Source organism: Rhodococcus sp. 06-418-5 (assembly GCF_002258285.1).
Taxonomy (GTDB): domain Bacteria; phylum Actinomycetota; class Actinomycetes; order Mycobacteriales; family Mycobacteriaceae; genus Rhodococcoides.
The window spans coordinates 124,622-144,030 of record NZ_NOYE01000016.1; the positions used below are offsets into that span (position 1 = coordinate 124,622).

Genomic DNA, 19,409 nt, shown 5'->3' on the forward strand with positions numbered 1-19,409 from the left:
GTCGCTGCGCTCTCGCGCGGTCACCTGGTCTTCGCTGCGACGAACGGCAGCGCGACCACTTCGCAGCGCAACGCTCGCCCACGAACGTCGACCTCGACCTCCGTGCCCACCTCCGGAGCGGCTTGCGCGTCGAGCAGGGCGAGGGCGATTCCGATCTTCAGCGACGGCGAGAACGTTCCGGAGGTCGTCGTCCCGATGTCCTGCCCCGACACACGCACGGTGAGACCGGGGCGCAGAACACCGCGGTCGAGGGCCTTCAGTCCGCGCAGTACGCGCGCCGGCCCGCTCGCCTTCTCGGCGGACAGTGCTTCCTTGCCCCAGAACGCATCCTTCTTCCACCCGATCGCCCAGCCGCAGCGCGCCTCGAGCGGCGAGATGTCCAGTGCCAGTTCGTGTCCGTGCAGCGGGTACCCCATCTCGGTGCGCAACGTATCGCGTGCGCCGAGCCCGCACACCTGCCCTCCGCGCGATCGCACTGCAGCAACGAGTGCCCGAAAGAGAGGTTCCACATCTCCGGCGGGGGGAACGAGCTCGTAGCCGTGTTCGCCGGTGTATCCGGTCCGGCAGACCCGCACCGCCACCGAATTCCAGGTGGCGTCCTCGAACGCCATGTAGTCCATGTCGGTCGGCAGGCCCAGCTCCTGCAGGACCTCGCTCGATTTCGGTCCCTGCACGGCCAGCACTCCGAAGTCTCGGTGCTGGTTCACCACCGACACGCCTTCGGGTGCCTGCTCGGCCATCGCCGCGACGACGGCCGCAGTGTTGGCTGCGTTCGGCACCAGAAAGACGTTCTCGTCCGAGACGTAGTACGCGATCAGGTCGTCGACGACACCGCCGGATTCGGTGCAGCACAACGTGTACTGCGCCTTGCCCGGTTCGATTCGGTCCAGATCGTTGGTGAGCACGGAGTTCACGAACGCGGCGGCTCCGGGCCCGGTCACCGACGCCTTGCCGAGATGCCCCACATCGAACAGGCCGACGGCTTCTCGCACCGCCGTGTGCTCGACGACGACTCCGGCGTACGACACCGGCATCGTCCAGCCGCCGAAAGGTGCGAACGTCGCGCCCAATTCGGTGTGCACGGCGTGAAGTGGTCCCTCGATCAGCTCGGTGTCGGTCATGGCGGTCACGCTAGCTCACATCGCGGCCGTAGCGGGCCCGGCAGACCGACTGCGTCCCTCGACGCGTCGTCACTAGGATCGAGGTACGTACACGTCAACCCCTACAGGAGCAGCCACGTGCCTTCACCCTCGACGCCTTCCCGCACTCTCGGACCCGACCTGGTCCTCGCGGGCAAGCTCGGCAAGAAAGTCGACGTTCTCGTAGTCGCGCTGAGCACCAGTGACGACGGCCTCGAACTCGCCATCACCGACGACATTTCCGACGACGCCGTCGCCGCTGCGCTACTCGACGCCTTCGAATCCGTCGGTGCCACCGGAAAGGCCGACGAGCTGGTGCGCATTCCGGCGCCGTCCGGCCTGTCGGTGGACAGCGTGCTGGCGGTCGGCCTCGGCAGCGCCGCCGACATCGACAGCGAGCGGATCCGGCAGTCGGCCGGTACCGCGGCACGCTCGCTCAAGGGGGTCGACACTGCAGCGACCACGTTGTCGGCGCTCGATCTCGGTGCCGCCGCAGAAGGGTTCTTTCTCGGCGCGTATCAGTTCACCGAGTTCAAATCGGCACTCTCGGCACCGAAGTCCGACGCGCTCCCACTCGCGCGCGTCGAGTTGCTCGTTCCCGACACCCGCTCCAAGGACGCCAAGAACGAGCTGGCACGATCGCTCGCCATCGCCGAATCCGTCGCCGTAGCACGCGATTTCGTCAACACCCCGCCGAGCCACCTCTACCCCGAGGAGTTCGCCGCGCAGGCCAAGGCCCTCGGCACGGCAGCGGGCCTGAAGGTCGAGATCATGGACGACAAGGCACTGGAGAAGGACGGCTACGGCGGCATTCACGGCGTCGGCAAGGGTTCTTCGCGCCTGCCGCGGCTTGTTCGCCTGACGCACTCGGGTGGGAAGCGGGGCGCGAAGAAGGTCGCCCTGGTGGGCAAGGGAATCACGTTCGACACCGGCGGCATCTCCATCAAACCCGCTGCGGGCATGGAGAACATGACCTCCGACATGGGCGGTGCCGCTGCGGTCATCGCGACGGTGATCCTGGCCGCGAAGGTCGATCTGCCACTGGACGTCATCGCGACGGTGCCGATGGCCGAGAACATGCCGTCGGGCACTGCGCAGCGTCCGGGCGATGTACTGACCCAGTACGGCGGCATCACCGTCGAGGTCATCAACACCGACGCCGAAGGCCGCCTGGTACTCGCCGACGCGATCGTGCGGGCCTGCGAGGACGATCCGGATTACCTCATCGACACCGCGACTCTGACCGGAGCTCAGGTGGTCGCGCTCGGCAATCGAACGCCGGGAGTCATGGGCACCGAGGACTTCCGCGACCGCGTCGCGGAGATCTCCCAAGCCATCGGCGAAAACGCGTGGGCGATGCCGTTGCCGAAGGAGATTCGACGCGAACTCGATTCCAAGGTGGCCGATCTGGCGAACGTCACCAACGGCCGGGCCGGTGGAATGCTCGCTGCCGCTTTGTTCTTGAAAGAATTCGTCGCCGACGGCGTCGAATGGGCTCACATCGACGTCGCGGGCCCGGCGTACAACACCGGTGGCCCCTTCGGGTACACCGGCAAGGGCGGCACCGGCGTTCCCGTACGGACGATGTTCGCGGTCCTGGAGGACATCGTCGAGAACGGCTGATCACGAGAGTCCGTGCGTGCGGATTCGGCGTCCGCACGCACGGGCCAGGTCAGAGATCGCGTTGCTGCTGTTCGCGCTTCCTGATGACCTTCTGGCGGGCGTCGTGATCGCGCATGCGCTGGGGGTAGCCGGTCTTGCGCACGTCGTACACCGGGATCTTCAGGTCGGATCCGATCTTTCGTACATATTTTTCATCGAGCGGCCGACGGGTCCATTCGCCGTCGTTCGCGACCAGTACGACGGTCAGCGGGGTCACGGTCGTCTTCGGCTCGACGTAGGCCTCGACACCGATTCGCGCGTCGGTCCAATCGGCCAGGTACTGGGCAACCGACCCTTCCGGAGCCCGTTTCGCGCCCCCACCGCTTCGCTTGAGTCGATCGAACAATCCCACGAGAACATCCTTTTCGTACGGCCGATGGGTCACCGGTTCTGGTACCGGAATTTTGTTACCCGCCAGTTTGCCAGGCGTGTTGCACGCCCTAGGGGAACGGCGAGGCGATAACAATGGAAGGATGACATTAGAGGGTTCAGCTCTCTTGATAGTGAACCAAGGCTCGTGAAGTGAGTAAGTGAATTGCCGAGAGGGAGTGTCTACGTGGGCGCTGTGTCGAGCCGAGCACGCTCGATCGGTGCCGTGTGCACCGGCGCCCCCGTCGAACCGAATCACGCAACTCTCGTCCATGAACCCTGTTCCGCCAGCACAATGGTCTGCGACCACGAGTCGTCGAACTACATCACCCGCACACAACTGTCGAGGAGTCAACAGACATGGCCTTCTCCGTCCAGATGCCAGCTCTTGGTGAGAGCGTCACCGAGGGAACTGTCACGAGGTGGCTCAAACAAGAAGGCGACACCGTCGAAGTCGACGAGCCATTGCTCGAAGTCTCCACGGACAAGGTCGATACCGAGATCCCGTCGCCTGCAGCCGGTGTTCTGACCAAGATCGTCGCTCAGGAAGACGACACCGTCGAGATCGGTGGCGAGCTCGCCCAGATCGGTGACGCAGGCGAGGCCCCCTCGTCCGACGCACCGGCCGAGGACTCCGCGCCCGCCGAGGAAGCTGCGCCCGAGGAAGCTGCCGAGGAGCCCACTCCCGCTGCCGAACCAGAGCCGCAGGCCGAGGAGGAGGCACCCGCAGCGAGTGCATCGTCCGACTCGTCCGGATCCGGCACGCCGGTCACGATGCCCGAGCTGGGCGAGTCCGTCACCGAAGGCACCGTGACTCGATGGCTCAAGGCCGTCGGTGACGAGGTTGCTGTCGACGAGCCGCTGCTCGAGGTCTCCACCGACAAGGTCGACACCGAGATCCCGTCTCCGGTCGCCGGAACTCTGCTCGAGATCTCCGCAGAGGAAGACGACACGGTCGCCGTCGGTGGCCAGCTCGCCGTCATCGGTTCGGGATCGCCCGCCGAGAAGGCCCCCGAGCCCGAGGCCACCCCGGAGCCCGAGGCCCCGAAGGCCGAAGAGCCGAAGAAGGAAGAGCCGAAGAAGGAGGCTCCCAAGCAGGAAGCCCCGAAGGCCGAGCCGAAGCCGGAGCCCAAGCAGGAGGCACCCAAGGCTGCTCCCGCCAAGGAGTCGGCACCGTCGGGTGATTCCAGCCCGTACGTCACTCCCCTGGTGCGCAAGCTGGCGTCGGACAACGACGTCGATCTGTCGACCGTGAAGGGCACCGGTGTCGGTGGCCGCATCCGCAAGCAGGACGTGCTCGCCGCAGCCGAGGCCAAGAAGGCTCCGGCAGCACCGGCCGCCGCTGCTGCACCCGCCGCCGAATCCAAGCCCGCTGCCCCGGCGACCGCTGGTGTTCGCCCCGAGCTCGCGCATCTTCGCGGAACCACGCAGAAGATCAACCGGATTCGTCAGATCACCGCGAAGAAGACGCGTGAGTCCCTGCAGACTTCCGCACAGCTGACGCAGACCTTCGAGGTCGACGTGACGAAGATCGCCGGTCTGCGTACCAAGGCGAAGGCGAAGTTCGCCGAGAACGAGGGCGTCAACCTGACGTACCTGCCGTTCTTCGCCAAGGCCGTCGTCGAGGCTCTCAAGGCGCACCCCAACGTCAACGCGAGCATCAACGAGGACGCCAAGGAGATCACCTACCACGCCGACGTCCACCTCGGTATCGCCGTGGACACCGAGCAGGGTCTGCTCTCCCCCGTCATCCACAATGCGGGCGACCTGTCGCTCGCCGGACTGGCTCGGGCGATCAACGACATCGCCACTCGTGCACGCTCGGGTGGACTCAAGCCCGACGAGCTGTCCGGTGGAACGTTCACCATCACCAACATCGGCAGCCAGGGCGCGTTGTTCGACACCCCGATCCTGGTTCCGCCACAGGCGGCCATGCTGGGCACCGGAGCGATCGTCAAGCGTCCGGTCGTCGTCAAGGACGACTCGGGCAACGAGTCGATCGGTGTTCGCTCGATGTGCTACCTGCCGCTGACGTACGACCACCGTCTGGTGGACGGGGCCGACGCGGGTCGCTTCCTCACGACGATCAAGCAGCGTCTCGAAGTTGCGTCGTTCGAGGCCGATCTCGGCCTGTAGGCAACCGGCGAATCGCGCCGCTCACGTATTCTGGTGAGAGCGCGAAACATTCGCATCGGAGTCTCGAAAAGAGGGGCACGAACCGTGCATCCGGGGCATCATTCGTTCGCGAATGATGCCCCGTTTGCGTCAAGGAGGCTTTCGTTCACATGCGCGTAGTCATTGCAGGTTCATCAGGATTGATCGGCACCGCTCTCGTCGCAGCACTGCGGGGTCGTAGCCACGACGTCACCCGGCTCGTTCGACGCACGCCTGCCGGACCGGACGAGTCCCAGTGGGATCCGTCGCGCGGCAGCATCGACGCGGCCACGCTCGACGGTGCCGACGCCATCGTCAACCTCTGCGGCGTCGGTATCGGCGACAAGAGATGGTCCGGTGCATACAAGCAGTTGGTACGAGACAGTCGCATCGCCCCGACCGAGGTACTCGCTGCGGCTGCGGCCGACGCCGGGGTCCCCACCTTGATCAATGCCAGCGGCGTCAATTTCTACGGCGACACCGGCGACCGGGTGGTCGACGAGAGCGCACCGGTCGGTGAGGGATTTCTGGCCGAGGTCTGTCGCGACTGGGAGAACGCAACGTCGAAGGCGTCGGAGGCCGGTGTCCGAACCATCCTTCTGCGCAGCGGTGTGGTGCTGTCGCAGCGCGGCGGCATGCTGGGCAAGCTTCGACCGCTGTACCTGTTCGCCCTCGGCGGGCGGTTGGGCAGCGGCCGTCAGTATTTCCCGTGGATTTCGTTGGAGGACGAGATCGGGGCCATCGTGCACGGCATCGAAAACGACGCACTCCGGGGACCGGTCAACATGGTCGGCCCCACTCCGGTGACCAACGCCCAGTTCAACAGTGCGATGTCGCGAGCGGTACATCGACCGGCCCCATGGGTTGTGCCCGGCTTCGCGTTGAAGGCCGTGATCGGAGAGTTCGCCGAGGAGGCGATCCTGACCGGGCCGAGGGCGATCCCGAAGGCATTGGAGGACGCCGGGTACGCCTTCGAGCACAACACGATCGGGGAGGCACTGCGGGTAGCTGTCGGTAAGTGACTCGGCGTACCGTTTCGATTCATGAGTGACGCGAACTCTCCCACGGTCCAGGTTCCGGTATCGGCGCGCGCGAGCACCGAGCCGGTCGTGGTGCGCGAGTTGGGCACCGTCGAGTACACCGAGGCCTGGGCGCTGCAGCGCGAACTGGCCGGTGCCCGAGCGGACGACATCGGGTCCGACACCCTGTTGTTGCTCGAACATCCGTCGGTCTACACCGCGGGTCGACGCACGTCCGAGGAGGACATGCCGCGAGACGGTACGCCCGTCGTCGAGGTGGACCGTGGCGGCAAGATCACCTGGCACGGCCCCGGTCAATTGGTGGGCTATCCCATCGTCAAGCTGGCGCAGCCCATCGACGTCGTCAGATACGTACGTCGCATCGAAGAGGCGCTGATCTCCGTGGTGTCTGCCTACGGTATTTCCTGCGGCCGCGTGGACGGTAGATCCGGGGTATGGCTCGCCGCCGAGACCCGCGACGGAACGTGGCTGCCCGAACGCAAGATCGCTGCAATCGGGGTCCGCGTGCAACGCGGGGTCACCCTGCACGGCTTCTCACTGAACTGCAACGCGGCCATGACCGGTTTCGACGCGATCGTGCCGTGTGGCATCGCCGATGCCGGTGTGACGTCGCTGTCGCTGGAGCTCGGCCGAGAGGTCGGCACAGGTGAGGTCATCGCTGCGGTCACCGAGGCCGTTCTTGCCGCGCTGGACGGATCGTTGTCCGTACAGGATCACGAGATCGAGCATCCGTCGCCGAACGGCGCGTCTGTCAACCCGCAGTTCACCACGGTTCGCTTCGGCGCGTAGCATCGTTTCTGTGACTGTGGCCCCAGAAGGACGCAAGCTGCTCCGCCTCGAGATCCGAAACGCGGAGACCCCCATCGAACGCAAACCCAATTGGATCAAGACCAAAGCCAAGATGGGCCCGGAGTACACCGAGCTCAAAGGTCTTGTGAAGCGTGAAGGTCTGCACACGGTGTGCGAGGAAGCCGGCTGCCCCAATATCTACGAGTGCTGGGAGGATCGCGAAGCGACCTTCCTCATCGGCGGTGAGCAATGCACCCGCCGGTGCGATTTCTGTCAGATCGACACCGGCAAGCCGGAGGATCTCGATCGTGACGAGCCCCGCCGGGTCGCCGAGAGCGTGCAGGCCATGGGTCTGCGTTACTCCACGATCACCGGCGTGGCTCGGGACGATCTCGAGGACGGCGGCGCGTGGCTGTACGCCGAAACGGTTCGATACATCAAGAAGCTCAATCCGAACACCGGCGTCGAACTTCTGATCCCGGATTTCAACGCCAAGCCCGATCAGTTGGCCGAGGTGTTCTCGTCGCGTCCCGAGGTGCTGGCCCACAACGTCGAGACGGTGCCGCGCATCTTCAAGCGCATCCGTCCCGCGTTCCGATACCAGCGGTCGATGGACGTCATCACCGCGGCCCGCGACGACGGTCTTGTCACCAAGTCCAACCTGATCCTCGGCATGGGTGAGACGCCCGAAGAGGTGCAGGAAGCCATTCGCGACCTGCACGAGGCCGGTTGCGACATCCTGACCATCACCCAGTACCTGCGCCCGTCGCCGCGCCACCATCCGGTCGAGCGTTGGGTCAAGCCGGAGGAGTTCGTCGAGCACTCCGATTACGCAACCGAAATCGGTTTCGCGGGTGTGCTGGCCGGGCCGTTGGTCCGCTCCTCCTACCGCGCCGGACGCCTCTACGCGCAGGCCATGGCTCATCACGGCCGTGAACTTCCCGAGAGCATGAGTCACCTGACCGACGGTGGCGAAGCCTCTCAGGAGGCCAGTTCGCTGATGGCGCGTCTGGCGGCTCGCTGATCCTTTCTGCCAACCCGGCGCGGTGCACGTGAGCGTCGGCACAGCACGTATCCTGTGAGGTATGGCGAACGGCAGTAAGGCTGGCAAAGCAGCAAAGCCCAGCAAGGAAGCAAAGGCGGCTGCGAAAGCGGCGCGCAAGCAGGCATCGAGGGAACGGCGCAAGCAGCTCTGGCAGGCGTTTCAGATGCAGCGCAAGGACGACAAGGCACTCCTTCCGCTGATGATCGGGTCGGTGGTCGGGCTCGGACTCCTCGGGTTCCTCATCGGCCTGGCCTTCGGTTTCCAGTGGTTCCTGCTCCCCATCGGACTGCTCCTGGGCGTCCTGGTTGCGTTCATCATCTTCGGTCGCCGTGTGCAGAAGTCGGTGTACAAGAAGGCAGACGGGCAGGCAGGCGCGGCTGCATGGGCGCTGGACAACCTGCAGGGGTCGTGGCGGGTGACCAATGCGATCGCCGGAACCACCCACCTCGACGCCGTGCATCGTGTTATCGGCAAGCCCGGTGTCATTCTCGTTGCCGAGGGTGCACCGCATCGCGTGAAGTCACTGTTGGCTCAGGAGAAGAAGAAGACCGCCCGCCTGGTGGGCGACACTCCGATCTACGACATCATCGTCGGAAACGAAGAGAACCAGATTCCGCTCTCGGGTCTGCAGAAGTACCTGTCGAAGTTGCCGAAGAACATCGACGGCAAGCGCATGGACACCATCGAGTCGCGACTCTCGGCTCTGGGCACCAAGGGTGGACCTGCCATGCCGAAGGGACCCATTCCCGGCGGAGCCAAGATGAAGGGCGTTCAGCGGACCATGAAGCGCCGCTGACAACTCACGACCGCTCGAACAGCCCTGGTGCGCAGACCCTCAGCGGGTTCGCAGCAGGGCTGTTCCCGTTGCACGATCATGCATTCCCCGGCCGTCCATGTCGGTGACGACGGCCGGCACCACGAACAGCAGGATGAGCTGCCGAACGAGCGCGCGCACGAAGCCGACCCGCGCGGGTGCGTCGATGCGTGCCACCTGGATACCGGCGATGAATTGCCCCGGGGTGAACGAGAACAGCGAGACGCTCACCAGTCCGACGCCGAACCACACGGCCAGCACGATCGTCGAGATCAGTCCGCTCGTGGTGTATCCACCGAGAACGAGCGATGCCACGCCGGTGGCCATCGTCCAATCGAGCACCAACGCGAGAACCCGGCGTCCGGTACCTGCCAACGCGCCGACACCCTGCTGCGGTAGGCCCAACTCCTCCCCGCGGAAGTTCTGGGGTTCACGTGGGTTCGCGGAGGCCGGTCCGGACAACCAGGACCCTGTCATTCGTGCCATGATTTCCAGGATAGGCGCGGTCGGGCACACGGGAAAACACCTGGACGTACTGTTGTCCGTGCCAGTCGTGAGCCAGGACGCGTAACACGGGCGAAACACGAGCTTGACGGGCGGGCAACACCAAGTCCATACCGTCAGGTTGACGGACTCAACAAAGGAGCAAAAGCGTGGCGTTTTCCACGGCCCAAGAGGTCATCAAGTTCATCGCAGATGAAGGAATCGAATACGTCGACATCCGGTTCACGGATTTGCCGGGTGCACAGCAGCACTTCTCGATCGCCGCCAAGGCGTTCACGGCAGACACGCTCGAGGACGGCCTCGCGTTCGACGGTTCGTCGGTCCGCGGCTTCCAGTCGATCCACGAGTCCGACATGATTCTGCTTCCGGACTACGCCACCGCTCAGGTCGATCCCTTCCGCAATGCCAAGACGCTGAACATCGACTTCTTCGTTCACGATCCGTTCACGCGTGAGGCCTACAGCCGCGACCCGCGCAACGTTGCCCGTAAGGCCGAGGAGTACCTGGCCAGCACCGGCATCGCAGACACCGCGTACTTCGGTGCCGAGGCAGAGTTCTACATCTTCGATTCCGTGCGCTTCGATTCGCAGGCGAACGGTGCGTTCTACGAGGTCGATTCGTCCTCGGGTTGGTGGAACACCGGAGCCGAGACCGAGGCCGACGGCAGCCCGAACCTCGGGTACAAGGTGCGTTTCAAGGGTGGCTACTTCCCCGTCGCTCCGTACGACCACTACGTCGACCTGCGCGACCAGATCTCCACCAACCTGCAGAACGCCGGCTTCGAGCTCGAGCGTGCGCACCACGAGGTGGGCACCGGCGGCCAGCAGGAGATCAACTACAAGTTCAACACGCTGCTTCGTGCGGCAGACGACCTGCAGCTGTTCAAGTACATCGTCAAGAACACCGCATGGCAGAACGGCAAGTCGGCAACGTTCATGCCGAAGCCGCTCTTCGGCGACAACGGCTCGGGTATGCACGTGCACCAGTCGCTGTGGAAGGACGGCAAGCCTCTCTTCCACGACGAGGCCGGATACGCCGGACTGTCGGATCTCGCGCGCCACTACATCGGCGGCATCCTGCACCACGCACCGTCGCTGTTGGCGTTCACCAACCCGACGATCAACTCGTACCACCGTCTGGTGCCGGGCTACGAAGCCCCCATCAACTTGGTCTACAGCCAGCGCAACCGCTCCGCCGCGGTTCGTATCCCGATCACCGGCAACAACCCGAAGGCCAAGCGCCTCGAGTTCCGTGCGCCGGACTCCTCGGGCAACCCGTACCTGAACTTCGCCGCTCAGATGATGGCCGGTCTGGACGGAATCAAGAACAAGATCGAGCCGATGGCACCGGTCGACAAGGATCTCTACGAGTTGCCGCCCGAGGAAGCCAAGAACATTCCTCAGGCACCGACCTCGCTGAACGCGGTCATCGACCGTCTCGAGGCCGATCACGACTACCTCACCGAGGGTGGCGTGTTCACGACCGACCTGATCGAGACCTGGATCTCGCTCAAGCGTGAGCAGGAAATCGCTCCGGTGAACCTGCGTCCGCACCCGTACGAGTTCTCGCTGTACTACGACGTGTGATCGTCTGATTTCTCATCGACAACGCCCGGCCGAATCTTTTCGGCCGGGCGTTTCGCGTTCTTCGCCGCCGAATTCTCGTGCAGATCGGCAAAAAATCCGGACCGGTCGGCGTTTGATAGTTGGCACGGAGGGTAAAGGTATTTATCCGCTCACGGCGAACAGAGGACGACAACTGCATGGATGCACTGTGGGAATTCATCGTCGGACGGCGAAGACAGTTGGCGATCGACTCCTATCTGCATGTCTCGGCCGTCGTGCAGTGCGTCGTCATAGCGACGGTCATCGGCGTCGCGATAGGAGTTCTCGTCTACCGCAGCCCCGCTGGATCGGCGATCGCGACGGCTCTCGCGAGCACGATCCTGACCATCCCCTCGTTCGCGCTGCTGGGTGTCCTCATCCCCATCATGGGATTGGGCGTTCGACCCACGGTGACCGCGTTGGTCCTCTATTCCCTGCTGCCGATCATCCGCAACACCGTGGTTGGCCTGGCGGCCGTCGATCCCGCCGTCTCCGACGCCGCCCACGGAATCGGAATGAGCCGCACCCTGGTGCTTCGGCGCATCGAGATCCCACTCGCCTGGCCGTCCATTCTCACCGGAATGCGCATCAGCACTCAGATGGCCATGGGCATTCTCGCCATCGCCGCGTACGCCAAAGGACCGGGTCTGGGCAATCTGCTCTTCTCCGGTCTCGCTCGAGTCGGTAGCCCCACTGCGCTACCGCAGGCCCTCACCGGCACTGTCCTGATCGTCCTGCTGGCGTTGATCCTGGACGGGATCTACGTGTTGATCGGCAAACTGACCACCTCGAGGGGTATTCGTGAGTGACTCGACCCGTACATCGAACGTCTCCGGCGCGGAAATCGTGCTCGAGAACGTCACCAAGAGCTACCCGGGGCAAAAGCTCGCGGCCGTGGACAACGTGTCCATGACGATTCCGGCCGGCGAGGTCGTCGTATTGGTCGGGCCCTCGGGCTGCGGCAAGACGACGACGATGCGCATGATCAACCGGCTCATCGAGCCGACATCGGGCCGCATCACCATCGGTGGCAAGGACGCGCTCTCGATCGACCCCAACGAGCTGCGCCGCACCATCGGCTACTCCATCCAGCAGGCGGGCCTGTTTCCCCACATGACGATCGCGCAGAACGTCGGAATGGTGCCCGGGCTGATCGGGTGGGACAAGAAACGCATCAACTATCGCACCGACGAGATGCTCGATCTCGTCGGGCTCGATCCGGCGGTCTACCGCGAGCGCTATCCGCGTCAGCTCTCGGGTGGCCAGCAGCAGCGTGTCGGCGTCGCCCGCGCACTTGCCGCCGATCCCCCGGTGCTGTTGATGGACGAGCCCTTCGGCGCGGTCGATCCGATCACCCGAGGACTGCTGCAGGACGAATTGATGCGCCTGCAAGCCGAGCTGGGTAAGACCATCGTCTTCGTGACCCACGACTTCGACGAGGCCGTCAAGCTCGGTGACCGAATCGCAGTACTCGGGAACCAGTCCACGATCCTCCAGTACGACACTCCCGAGGCCGTCCTCGCCAACCCCGCGGACGACACCGTGGCGGGATTCGTCGGGGCCGGAGCCGCGTTGAAGCAGCTGACGCTGATGCGAGTTCGCGACATCGAGTTGTCCGATGTGCCGGTGTTCGGCGAGGACGACTCGGTGGAGTCGATGAACTCGGCACTCGGCTCCGATCCCGAGGCGTGGGGAATCATCCTCGACTCGCGCAAGCGCCCGCTTCGGTGGACCGATCGACGCCACCTCGTCGGAGTCGGGAGCCTGCGCGACGTCGGTGTGCCGATGGGCGAGATGGTCTCGACGCAATCGACCCTCCAGGACGCACTCGAAGCTCTGCTCTCCGAGGGCAACGCGACGGCCACCGTCACCGGTAATCGCGGCGAATACGTCGGCACCGTGACGATCGACGTACTGATCGACACCATCAAATCTCTGCGATCGCAGCACGCCAACGATCACGACGAGGCGCGCACAGACGTCGGGACTCCGTCGTGACGACCCTCGCCGATACCGGCGACGAGACCAAGGACGTTGCGCGCGCAGCCAAACGCGCAGAGCGAATTCGTCTGCTCATCCAACCGGCCGTCGTGCTGCTCATCGTGGCAATTCTGTTGGTCTATGCGTTGACCCGAGATCTCACCGCGACACAGGCCGAGACGATCAACATCAACACGATCTCCACCCGGGTTCTCGAGCACGTACTGATCACCTTCGTGGTTACGACGCTGGTACTCGTCATCGCCGTACCGCTGGGAATTCTGTTGACTCGCAACGGGTATCGCAAGGCCGCGCCGCTGTTCATCGGTATCGCGAACATCGGGCAGGCCGCGCCCGCCGTCGGACTTCTAGTGTTGTTGTTCCTCTGGACGGGCGCAACGGGCTTCTGGACCGGCGTGCTCCCTATCGCGTTCTATTCGCTGCTCCCGGTTCTGCGCAATACGATGTTGGGCTTCCAGACCGTCGAACCGACCTACATCGATGCAGCTCGTGGTCAGGGCATGTCGAACATGGGCATTCTGCGCCGCATCGAGTTTCCGCTTGCGGTGCCGTTCATACTGGCAGGCCTGCGTACCTCTCTGGTTCTCGCCGTCGGCACGGCGACGCTGAGCTTCCTTGTCGGTGCGGGTGGCCTCGGCGTCCTGATCGACACCGGCTACAAGCTCAACCAGCCACTCATTCTCGTGGTGGGTGCCGTTCTCGCGGTCGCACTCGCGCTGCTGGTGGATTGGCTGGGCGCACTCGCCGAGGCTTACCTCGGACCGAAAGGACTCCGCTGATGCGACGCACCACTCGACGACTCGCTGCGCTGTGCGCCACCACTGCTCTCGCGCTGACGGGGTGCGGGTTGCAGTCCGGCGGCGCTATGCCGTTGTCGGTCGAGGCCGGCAGCATCACACCGCTCCCCGGGCTGGAGGGTGCCGAGTTCACCGTCGGATCGAAGGACTTCACCGAGCAAATCATCCTCGGCTACATCCTCGAATTCGCTCTCAGTGCAGCCGGTGCCGACGTTCGGGACCTCACCAATATCGTCGGCTCGCAGAGCGTCCGGCTGGCCATGCAAAGCGGCCAGGTCGACCTTGCCTACGAGTACACCGGAACCGGGTGGATCAACTACCTGGGCAACGAGACACCCATTCCCGATGCCACCGAACAGTTCGAAGCAGTGCGTGACGCCGACAAGGCCAACGGTATCGACTGGGTCAATCCGGCGCCGATGGACAACACGTACGCCCTGGCCATGAATCAGCAGGTAGCACAGGAGACCGGCGTACGCACGCTCTCGGATTACGCCGCTCTGGTGAACCGCGATCCAGCCGCTGCCGCTCTGTGCGTCGAAACCGAGTTCAACAGTCGCCAGGACGGGCTCCCCGGCCTCGCCGCCACCTACGGTTTCGACGCCAACGCCATCCCGGTGCAGATCCTGCAGACCGGCGTCATCTATCAGGCGACCGCGGACGGTTCGCAGTGCCGGTTCGGCGAGGTGTTCACCACCGACGGCCGTATCAAGGGGCTGAATCTGACCGTGCTCGAAGACGACAAGTCGTTCTTCCCGCGCTACAACGCGACGGTCATCATCCGTCAGGAGGTCGCCGATCAGTACCCCGAGATCGCCGAGGTGACCGCCCCGATCTCGGCGGCACTGACCAACGAGGCCATTTCCGAGTTGAACAAGCAGGTGGACATCGACGGCCGCGAGCCCGCGGACGTCGCACGGGACTGGATGGTTCAGCAGGGGTTCGTCACCGTCGGAAGTGACTAGAGACGGGGACTAGCTTCCGCCGAAGGTCCGCTCCACCACTGCCTTCGCTCGACGTGTCACGCGCAGGTAGTTGTCGAGGAACGCTCCGGCGTCGCCGTTCTCCCAGCCCGCCACCTGCGCTACTGCGGAGAGCACAGCTCCCGGTCGCGGCAGCTGATCGGTGGGCTTGCCGCGGACCAGCACCAGCGCGTTGCGTGCCTTCGTCGCCAGGATCCAGGCTTCCCTGAGCAGTTCGACGTCGGTTTCGCTCATGAGCTCGGCCGCACCGATGGCGTCGAGTGACTGCAGGGTCGAGGTGTTGTGCAGCGCGAGGACCTTGTGCGCGTACCTGAGCTGGATCAGCTGAACGGTCCACTCGATGTCTGCCAGTCCCCCACGTCCGAGCTTGGTGTGGGTGGAGGGGTCGGCTCCCTTGGGCAGACGCTCGGAATCGATGCGCGCCTTGATGCGTCGAATCTCGCGGACCGCATCGGCGGACACACCGCCCTCGGGGTAGCGCACCTTGTCGGCCATCAGTAGGAATCGGATGCCGAGATCCTGGTCGCCGGCCACCTGGTGTGCGCGCAGGAGAGCCTGCACTTCCCAGGCCTGAGCCCACTGCGAGTAGTACGCGGCATAGGACGCCAGGGTGCGCACCACCGGGCCGTTGCGGCCTTCCGGCCGCAGACCGGTGTCGACCTCGAGCGGCGGATCGGTGCTGGGCGCGCCGAGCAGTTTGCGGATGCGATCGGCAATGGTGTTGGCCCACTTGACCGCAACGGTCTCGTCGACGCCGTCCACCGGTTCGCAGACGAACAGCACGTCTGCGTCGCTGCCGTAGCCGAGCTCACCGCCGCCCAGGCGTCCCATACCGATGACGGCGAGAGTTGCCGGTGCAGGTTCTCCGCGTTCCTTCTCGCTGGCTCGCACTGCAGCGGCGAGCGCTGCGTTGATCACTGCGGCCCAGACCGAGGACAGCGCGCGGCACACCTGAGGTACGTCGAGCATGCCGAGAATGTCTGCCGAGGCCACCCGGGCCAGTTCGTGGCGTCGTAAAGCCCTGGCGGCGTTGATCGCTCGTACCGGGTCCTCGTACCTGGCCGAGGACGACAGGATCGCGCGGTACGTCTCCTCCGGCTCGACGTCGAGCAGCCGAGGGCCGGTGGGTCCGTCCGCGAACAACCGAATGACCTCGGGGGCCTTGATCAGCAGGTCCGGCACGTACGCCGAGGAGCCGAGCACGATCATGAGCCGCTGAGCAACTGCGCCTTCGTCGCGCAGCACGCGCAGGAACCACGTCTGCTCCCCCGCCGATTCCGACAGCCTGCGGTAGTTGAGCAGTCCGGCGTCGGGATCGGGTGTGTCGGCAAGCCACTCCAGCAGCGTCGGCAGCAACACGGCCTGGATCTGACCACGACGGGTACCCGAGCCGACGAGCGCACGAAGGTGGCCCAATGCGTTCTGGGGAGTCGCGTAGCCGAGCGCTGCGAGCTGACGCGTCGCGGCGTCCGGCGTCAACCGCACTGTCTCCGAGTCGAACTTGACCACCGAGTCCAACAGCGGCCGGTAGAAGAGCTTGGCGTGCAACCGTCTGATGCGTTGTGCGTTGCGCTTGATCTCGGCGTTCAGCACCCCGAGGGAGTCGCGGTTGCCGTCCGGTCGCATGTGCGCCGACCGAGCCAGCCACCGCAGGGCTTCCTCGTCGTCCTGCGGAGGCAGGGTGTGCGTGCGCCGCATTCGCTGCAGCTGCAGGCGGTGCTCGATCAGCCGAAGAAACTCGTAGGAGGCCGTCAGATTCGCGGCGTCGTCACGTCCGACGTAGCCGCCCTCGGTGAGTGCGGTCAGTGCGTCGGTCGTGCCGAGTACGCGCAGCGACTCGTCGGTTCGACCGTGCACCAATTGCAGGAGCTGGACCGCGAATTCGACATCCCGCAGGCTTCCGCGGCCGAGTTTGATCTCGCGCTCGCGGAGCTCCGGCGGCACCATCTCCTCGACTCGACGCCGCATCGCGCGCACCTCGGGCACGAAGTCCTCGCGCTGGCTGGCCAACCACACCATCGGGTTGACCGCGTCGACGTAATCGTTGCCGAGCGCGATGTCGCCGGTCATCGGGCGTGCTTTGAGCAACGCCTGGAACTCCCAGGTCTTGGCCCAGCGCTTGTAGTAGGCCACGTGCGAGTCGAGGGTGCGGACCAACTCGCCGCGCTTGCCCTCGGGACGCAGCGCCGCGTCGACCTCGAAGAAGGCCGAGGATCCGATGCGCATCATCTCGCCGGCGATGCGACTCGCCTGCGAGTCGGCAGGCTCGGCGACGAACACGACATCGACGTCGGAGACGTAATTGAGTTCGCGCGCACCGCATTTGCCCATCGCAACGACGGCCAAGCGCGTGGGGCACGGGGCGTCGGGGCACACGGTCGCGACGGCGACGGCGAGTGCCGCAGTGAGCGCTGCATCGGCCATGTCGGACAGTTGCGATCCGACCACCGTGTACGGCAGGACGGGTTCGTTCTCGACGGTTGCGGCGAGGTCGTACGCCGCCAGGACCATGATCTGGTCGCGGTACTTCTTGCGCAGGGCGATCACGGCTGGCGGTCCGGTGGTCGACGCCCGGTACAGGTCGGGCGCGGCATTGGGTCCGGTCTCCGGCTCGGCCCCGACCACCTCGAGGAGTTCCGCGACCAATGTCGCCTTGCTGGGGAGTTCGATCTTCGCCGAGACCCCGGTGCCCTGACCTTCCTTGGTCAGCAGCAGACGCCACGTGCTGTCGTCGGCCACGAGGTGATCGGCGAGCGCACTCGAGGCACCGACGAGCCCGAGGATGCGCCCGCGGAATCCCTTGTCCGTGCGCAGCGCCGTGTCGAACTCCGACCAACCGGAACCGAGCAACTCGTACAACCGCACGAGGGTGCGGAGCGCGAGATCGGCATTGGGCGCACGCGAGAGCGACCAGAGCAGCTCGAGGCTGTCCTCGTCCGTCCAACCGAGAGTGCGCAGATCGGACGGCGCAGTTTCTTCGACCAGTCCGAGTCGGCCCGGTCCGGGAACGACGGATCTGGAAGTAGGAGGACGCACCATCTAGAATCCACCTCGCCGTGCCACAGTTTTACCCCGTCGTCAGAAATGCGACGCGAGGGTGCCCGCGCCGGCATCGGAACTACCATTCACGATCGACTAGAACGTAGCCCATGACGACGCCGTGCTGTTAAAGACCCAGGTAGGCCTTCAACTCGTACGGCGTGACGTGGCTGCGGTATTCCTCCCACTCGCGACGCTTGTTGCGGAGGAAGAAGTCGAAGACGTGCTCGCCCAGTGCCTCGGCGACCAGTTCGGAGCCTTCCATCGCGTTCAGTGCCTGATCGAGATTGCCCGGCAATTCCTTGTATCCCATGGCGCGACGTTCCGCGGAGGTCAGTGCCCACACGTCTTCCTCGGCCTCGGGCGGCAGGGTGTAGCCCTTCTCGATTCCACGCAGACCTGCGGCCAGCAGAACCGCGAAGGCGAGGTACGGGTTGCAGGCCGAATCAGGGCTGCGGATCTCGACTCGGCGTGAGGATGCCTTGTTCGGGGTGTACATCGGCACGCGGATCAGTGCCGAGCGGTTCGCCGGTCCCCACGACGCCGCCGTCGGTGCCTCGCCGCCGCGCACGAGCCGCTTGTAGGAGTTGACCCACTGGTTGGTCACGGCGCTGATCTCGTTGGCGTGTTCGAGGATGCCTGCGATGAAGGACTTGCCGGTCTCCGAGAGCTGCATCGGGTCGTCCGGGTTGTGGAAGGCGTTGGCGTCGCCCTCGAACAGGCTCATGTGCGTGTGCATCGCCGAGCCGGCCTGATCGCTGAACGGCTTGGGCATGAACGTCGCGCGCACGCCTTCTTCGATCGCGACTTCCTTGACCACGTAGCGGAAGGTCATGATGTTGTCGGCCATCGACAGTGCGTCGGCGTAGCGGAGGTCGATCTCCTGCTGGCCCGGTGCGGCCTCGTGGTGGCTGAACTCGACCGAGATTCCCATCGACTCGAGCGCGTCGATGGCGTGCCTGCGGAAGTTCGGGGCCGAGTCGTGTACGGCCTGATCGAAGTAGCCGCCGTTGTCGGCCGGGGTCGGCGGTGAGCCGTCCTGCGGAGCGTCCTTGAGCAGGAAGAATTCGATCTCGGGGTGCACGTAGCAGCTGAATCCCAGGTCCGCGGCCTTGCTGAGCTGGCGACGCAGCACGTGGCGTGAGTCGGCCCAGGACGGCGAGCCGTCGGGCATGGCGATGTCGCAGAACATCCGCGCCGAGTGCTGGTGCCCCTTGCTGGTGGACCACGGCAGAATCTGGAACGTCGACGGATCGGGCTTGGCCACGGTGTCGGCCTCGGACACGCGGGCGAATCCTTCGATGGCGCTACCGTCGAAACCGATCCCCTCGTCGAAAGCCCCTTCGAGCTCGGCGGGGGCGATGGCCACCGACTTGAGGTACCCGAGAACGTCGGTGAACCAGAGGCGGACGAAACGAATGTCGCGCTCTTCGAGGGTCCGGAGCACGAATTCCTTTTGACGATCCATG

At 64.9% G+C, this 19,409-nt stretch carries 16 protein-coding genes; 11 read left to right on the top strand and 5 right to left on the bottom strand.

Features of this window, described 5'->3' with window-relative positions:
• Positions 1–20 precede the first annotated feature (20 nt).
• The gene (gcvT, locus tag CH274_RS12835; RefSeq protein ID WP_094658016.1) at positions 21–1,121 is read right to left on the bottom strand and encodes a glycine cleavage system aminomethyltransferase GcvT; all 1,101 of its coding nucleotides are present in this window, start codon (positions 1,119–1,121) and stop codon (positions 21–23) included.
• Positions 1,122–1,238: 117 nt separating this feature from the next.
• Here gcvT and CH274_RS12840 point away from each other — a divergent pair, with 117 nt between their 5' ends.
• Positions 1,239–2,762, top strand: a complete 1,524-nt coding sequence (locus tag CH274_RS12840; protein WP_094657654.1) for a leucyl aminopeptidase — start codon at positions 1,239–1,241, stop codon at positions 2,760–2,762.
• 49 nt (positions 2,763–2,811) lie between these two features.
• On the opposite strand, the gene CH274_RS12845 is transcribed toward CH274_RS12840, so the two are convergent.
• Positions 2,812–3,153, bottom strand: a complete 342-nt coding sequence (locus CH274_RS12845; RefSeq protein WP_032394423.1) for a hypothetical protein — start codon at positions 3,151–3,153, stop codon at positions 2,812–2,814.
• A gap of 377 nt (positions 3,154–3,530) precedes the next feature.
• On the opposite strand from CH274_RS12845, the gene sucB reads away from it, so the two are divergent.
• The 5 genes from sucB to CH274_RS12870 all read left to right on the top strand — a co-directional run bounded on the left by sucB (position 3,531) and on the right by CH274_RS12870 (position 8,994).
• Positions 3,531–5,306, top strand: coding sequence for a 2-oxoglutarate dehydrogenase, E2 component, dihydrolipoamide succinyltransferase (gene sucB / locus CH274_RS12850; protein WP_045194858.1), 1,776 nt, complete (start codon positions 3,531–3,533; stop codon positions 5,304–5,306).
• A 149-nt stretch (positions 5,307–5,455) separates the two neighbouring features.
• Positions 5,456–6,346 (top strand): TIGR01777 family oxidoreductase, encoded by an 891-nt coding sequence (locus CH274_RS12855; protein ID WP_032394425.1) that lies wholly within the window; start codon positions 5,456–5,458, stop codon positions 6,344–6,346.
• Positions 6,347–6,367: 21 nt separating this feature from the next.
• A complete protein-coding gene (gene lipB / locus CH274_RS12860; protein WP_032394426.1) occupies positions 6,368–7,153 on the top strand; it encodes a lipoyl(octanoyl) transferase LipB in 786 nt (261 codons plus the stop codon).
• Between the two features lie 10 nt (positions 7,154–7,163).
• On the top strand, positions 7,164–8,177 hold the full coding sequence (gene lipA, locus CH274_RS12865) for a lipoyl synthase (RefSeq protein ID WP_176459221.1): 1,014 nt from the start codon (positions 7,164–7,166) through the stop codon (positions 8,175–8,177).
• A gap of 61 nt (positions 8,178–8,238) precedes the next feature.
• Complete coding sequence (locus CH274_RS12870) at positions 8,239–8,994, top strand: DUF4191 domain-containing protein (RefSeq protein WP_032394428.1); 756 nt, start codon at positions 8,239–8,241, stop codon at positions 8,992–8,994.
• Between the two features lie 39 nt (positions 8,995–9,033).
• Here the strand turns inward: CH274_RS12870 and CH274_RS12875 are convergent, their stop codons facing one another.
• A complete protein-coding gene (locus CH274_RS12875; RefSeq protein ID WP_032394429.1) occupies positions 9,034–9,498 on the bottom strand; it encodes an RDD family protein in 465 nt (154 codons plus the stop codon).
• A gap of 167 nt (positions 9,499–9,665) precedes the next feature.
• Here CH274_RS12875 and glnA (CH274_RS12880) point away from each other — a divergent pair, with 167 nt between their 5' ends.
• From glnA (CH274_RS12880) to CH274_RS12900, 5 genes are all read left to right on the top strand, one after another.
• Positions 9,666–11,102, top strand: a complete 1,437-nt coding sequence (gene glnA, locus CH274_RS12880) for a type I glutamate--ammonia ligase (protein WP_032368128.1) — start codon at positions 9,666–9,668, stop codon at positions 11,100–11,102.
• 176 nt (positions 11,103–11,278) lie between these two features.
• Positions 11,279–11,929 (top strand): ABC transporter permease, encoded by a 651-nt coding sequence (locus tag CH274_RS12885; RefSeq protein ID WP_094657655.1) that lies wholly within the window; start codon positions 11,279–11,281, stop codon positions 11,927–11,929.
• Positions 11,922–13,118 (top strand): ABC transporter ATP-binding protein, encoded by a 1,197-nt coding sequence (locus CH274_RS12890; protein ID WP_094657656.1) that lies wholly within the window; start codon positions 11,922–11,924, stop codon positions 13,116–13,118. Before CH274_RS12885 ends, CH274_RS12890 begins: the two co-directional genes overlap by 8 nt.
• The gene (locus tag CH274_RS12895; protein WP_032394432.1) at positions 13,115–13,900 is read left to right on the top strand and encodes an ABC transporter permease; all 786 of its coding nucleotides are present in this window, start codon (positions 13,115–13,117) and stop codon (positions 13,898–13,900) included. Before CH274_RS12890 ends, CH274_RS12895 begins: the two co-directional genes overlap by 4 nt.
• Positions 13,900–14,883: a glycine betaine ABC transporter substrate-binding protein gene (locus CH274_RS12900; RefSeq protein ID WP_045194853.1), complete on the top strand. Its 984-nt coding sequence runs from the start codon at positions 13,900–13,902 to the stop codon at positions 14,881–14,883. Before CH274_RS12895 ends, CH274_RS12900 begins: the two co-directional genes overlap by 1 nt.
• A 9-nt stretch (positions 14,884–14,892) precedes the next feature.
• Here CH274_RS12900 and CH274_RS12905 read toward each other — a convergent pair whose 3' ends face one another.
• A complete protein-coding gene (locus tag CH274_RS12905) occupies positions 14,893–17,940 on the bottom strand; it encodes a bifunctional [glutamine synthetase] adenylyltransferase/[glutamine synthetase]-adenylyl-L-tyrosine phosphorylase (RefSeq protein WP_094657657.1) in 3,048 nt (1,015 codons plus the stop codon).
• 127 nt (positions 17,941–18,067) lie between these two features.
• The gene (glnA, locus tag CH274_RS12910; protein WP_032379097.1) at positions 18,068–19,408 is read right to left on the bottom strand and encodes a type I glutamate--ammonia ligase; all 1,341 of its coding nucleotides are present in this window, start codon (positions 19,406–19,408) and stop codon (positions 18,068–18,070) included.
• Between the last annotated feature and the right edge of the window lies 1 nt (position 19,409).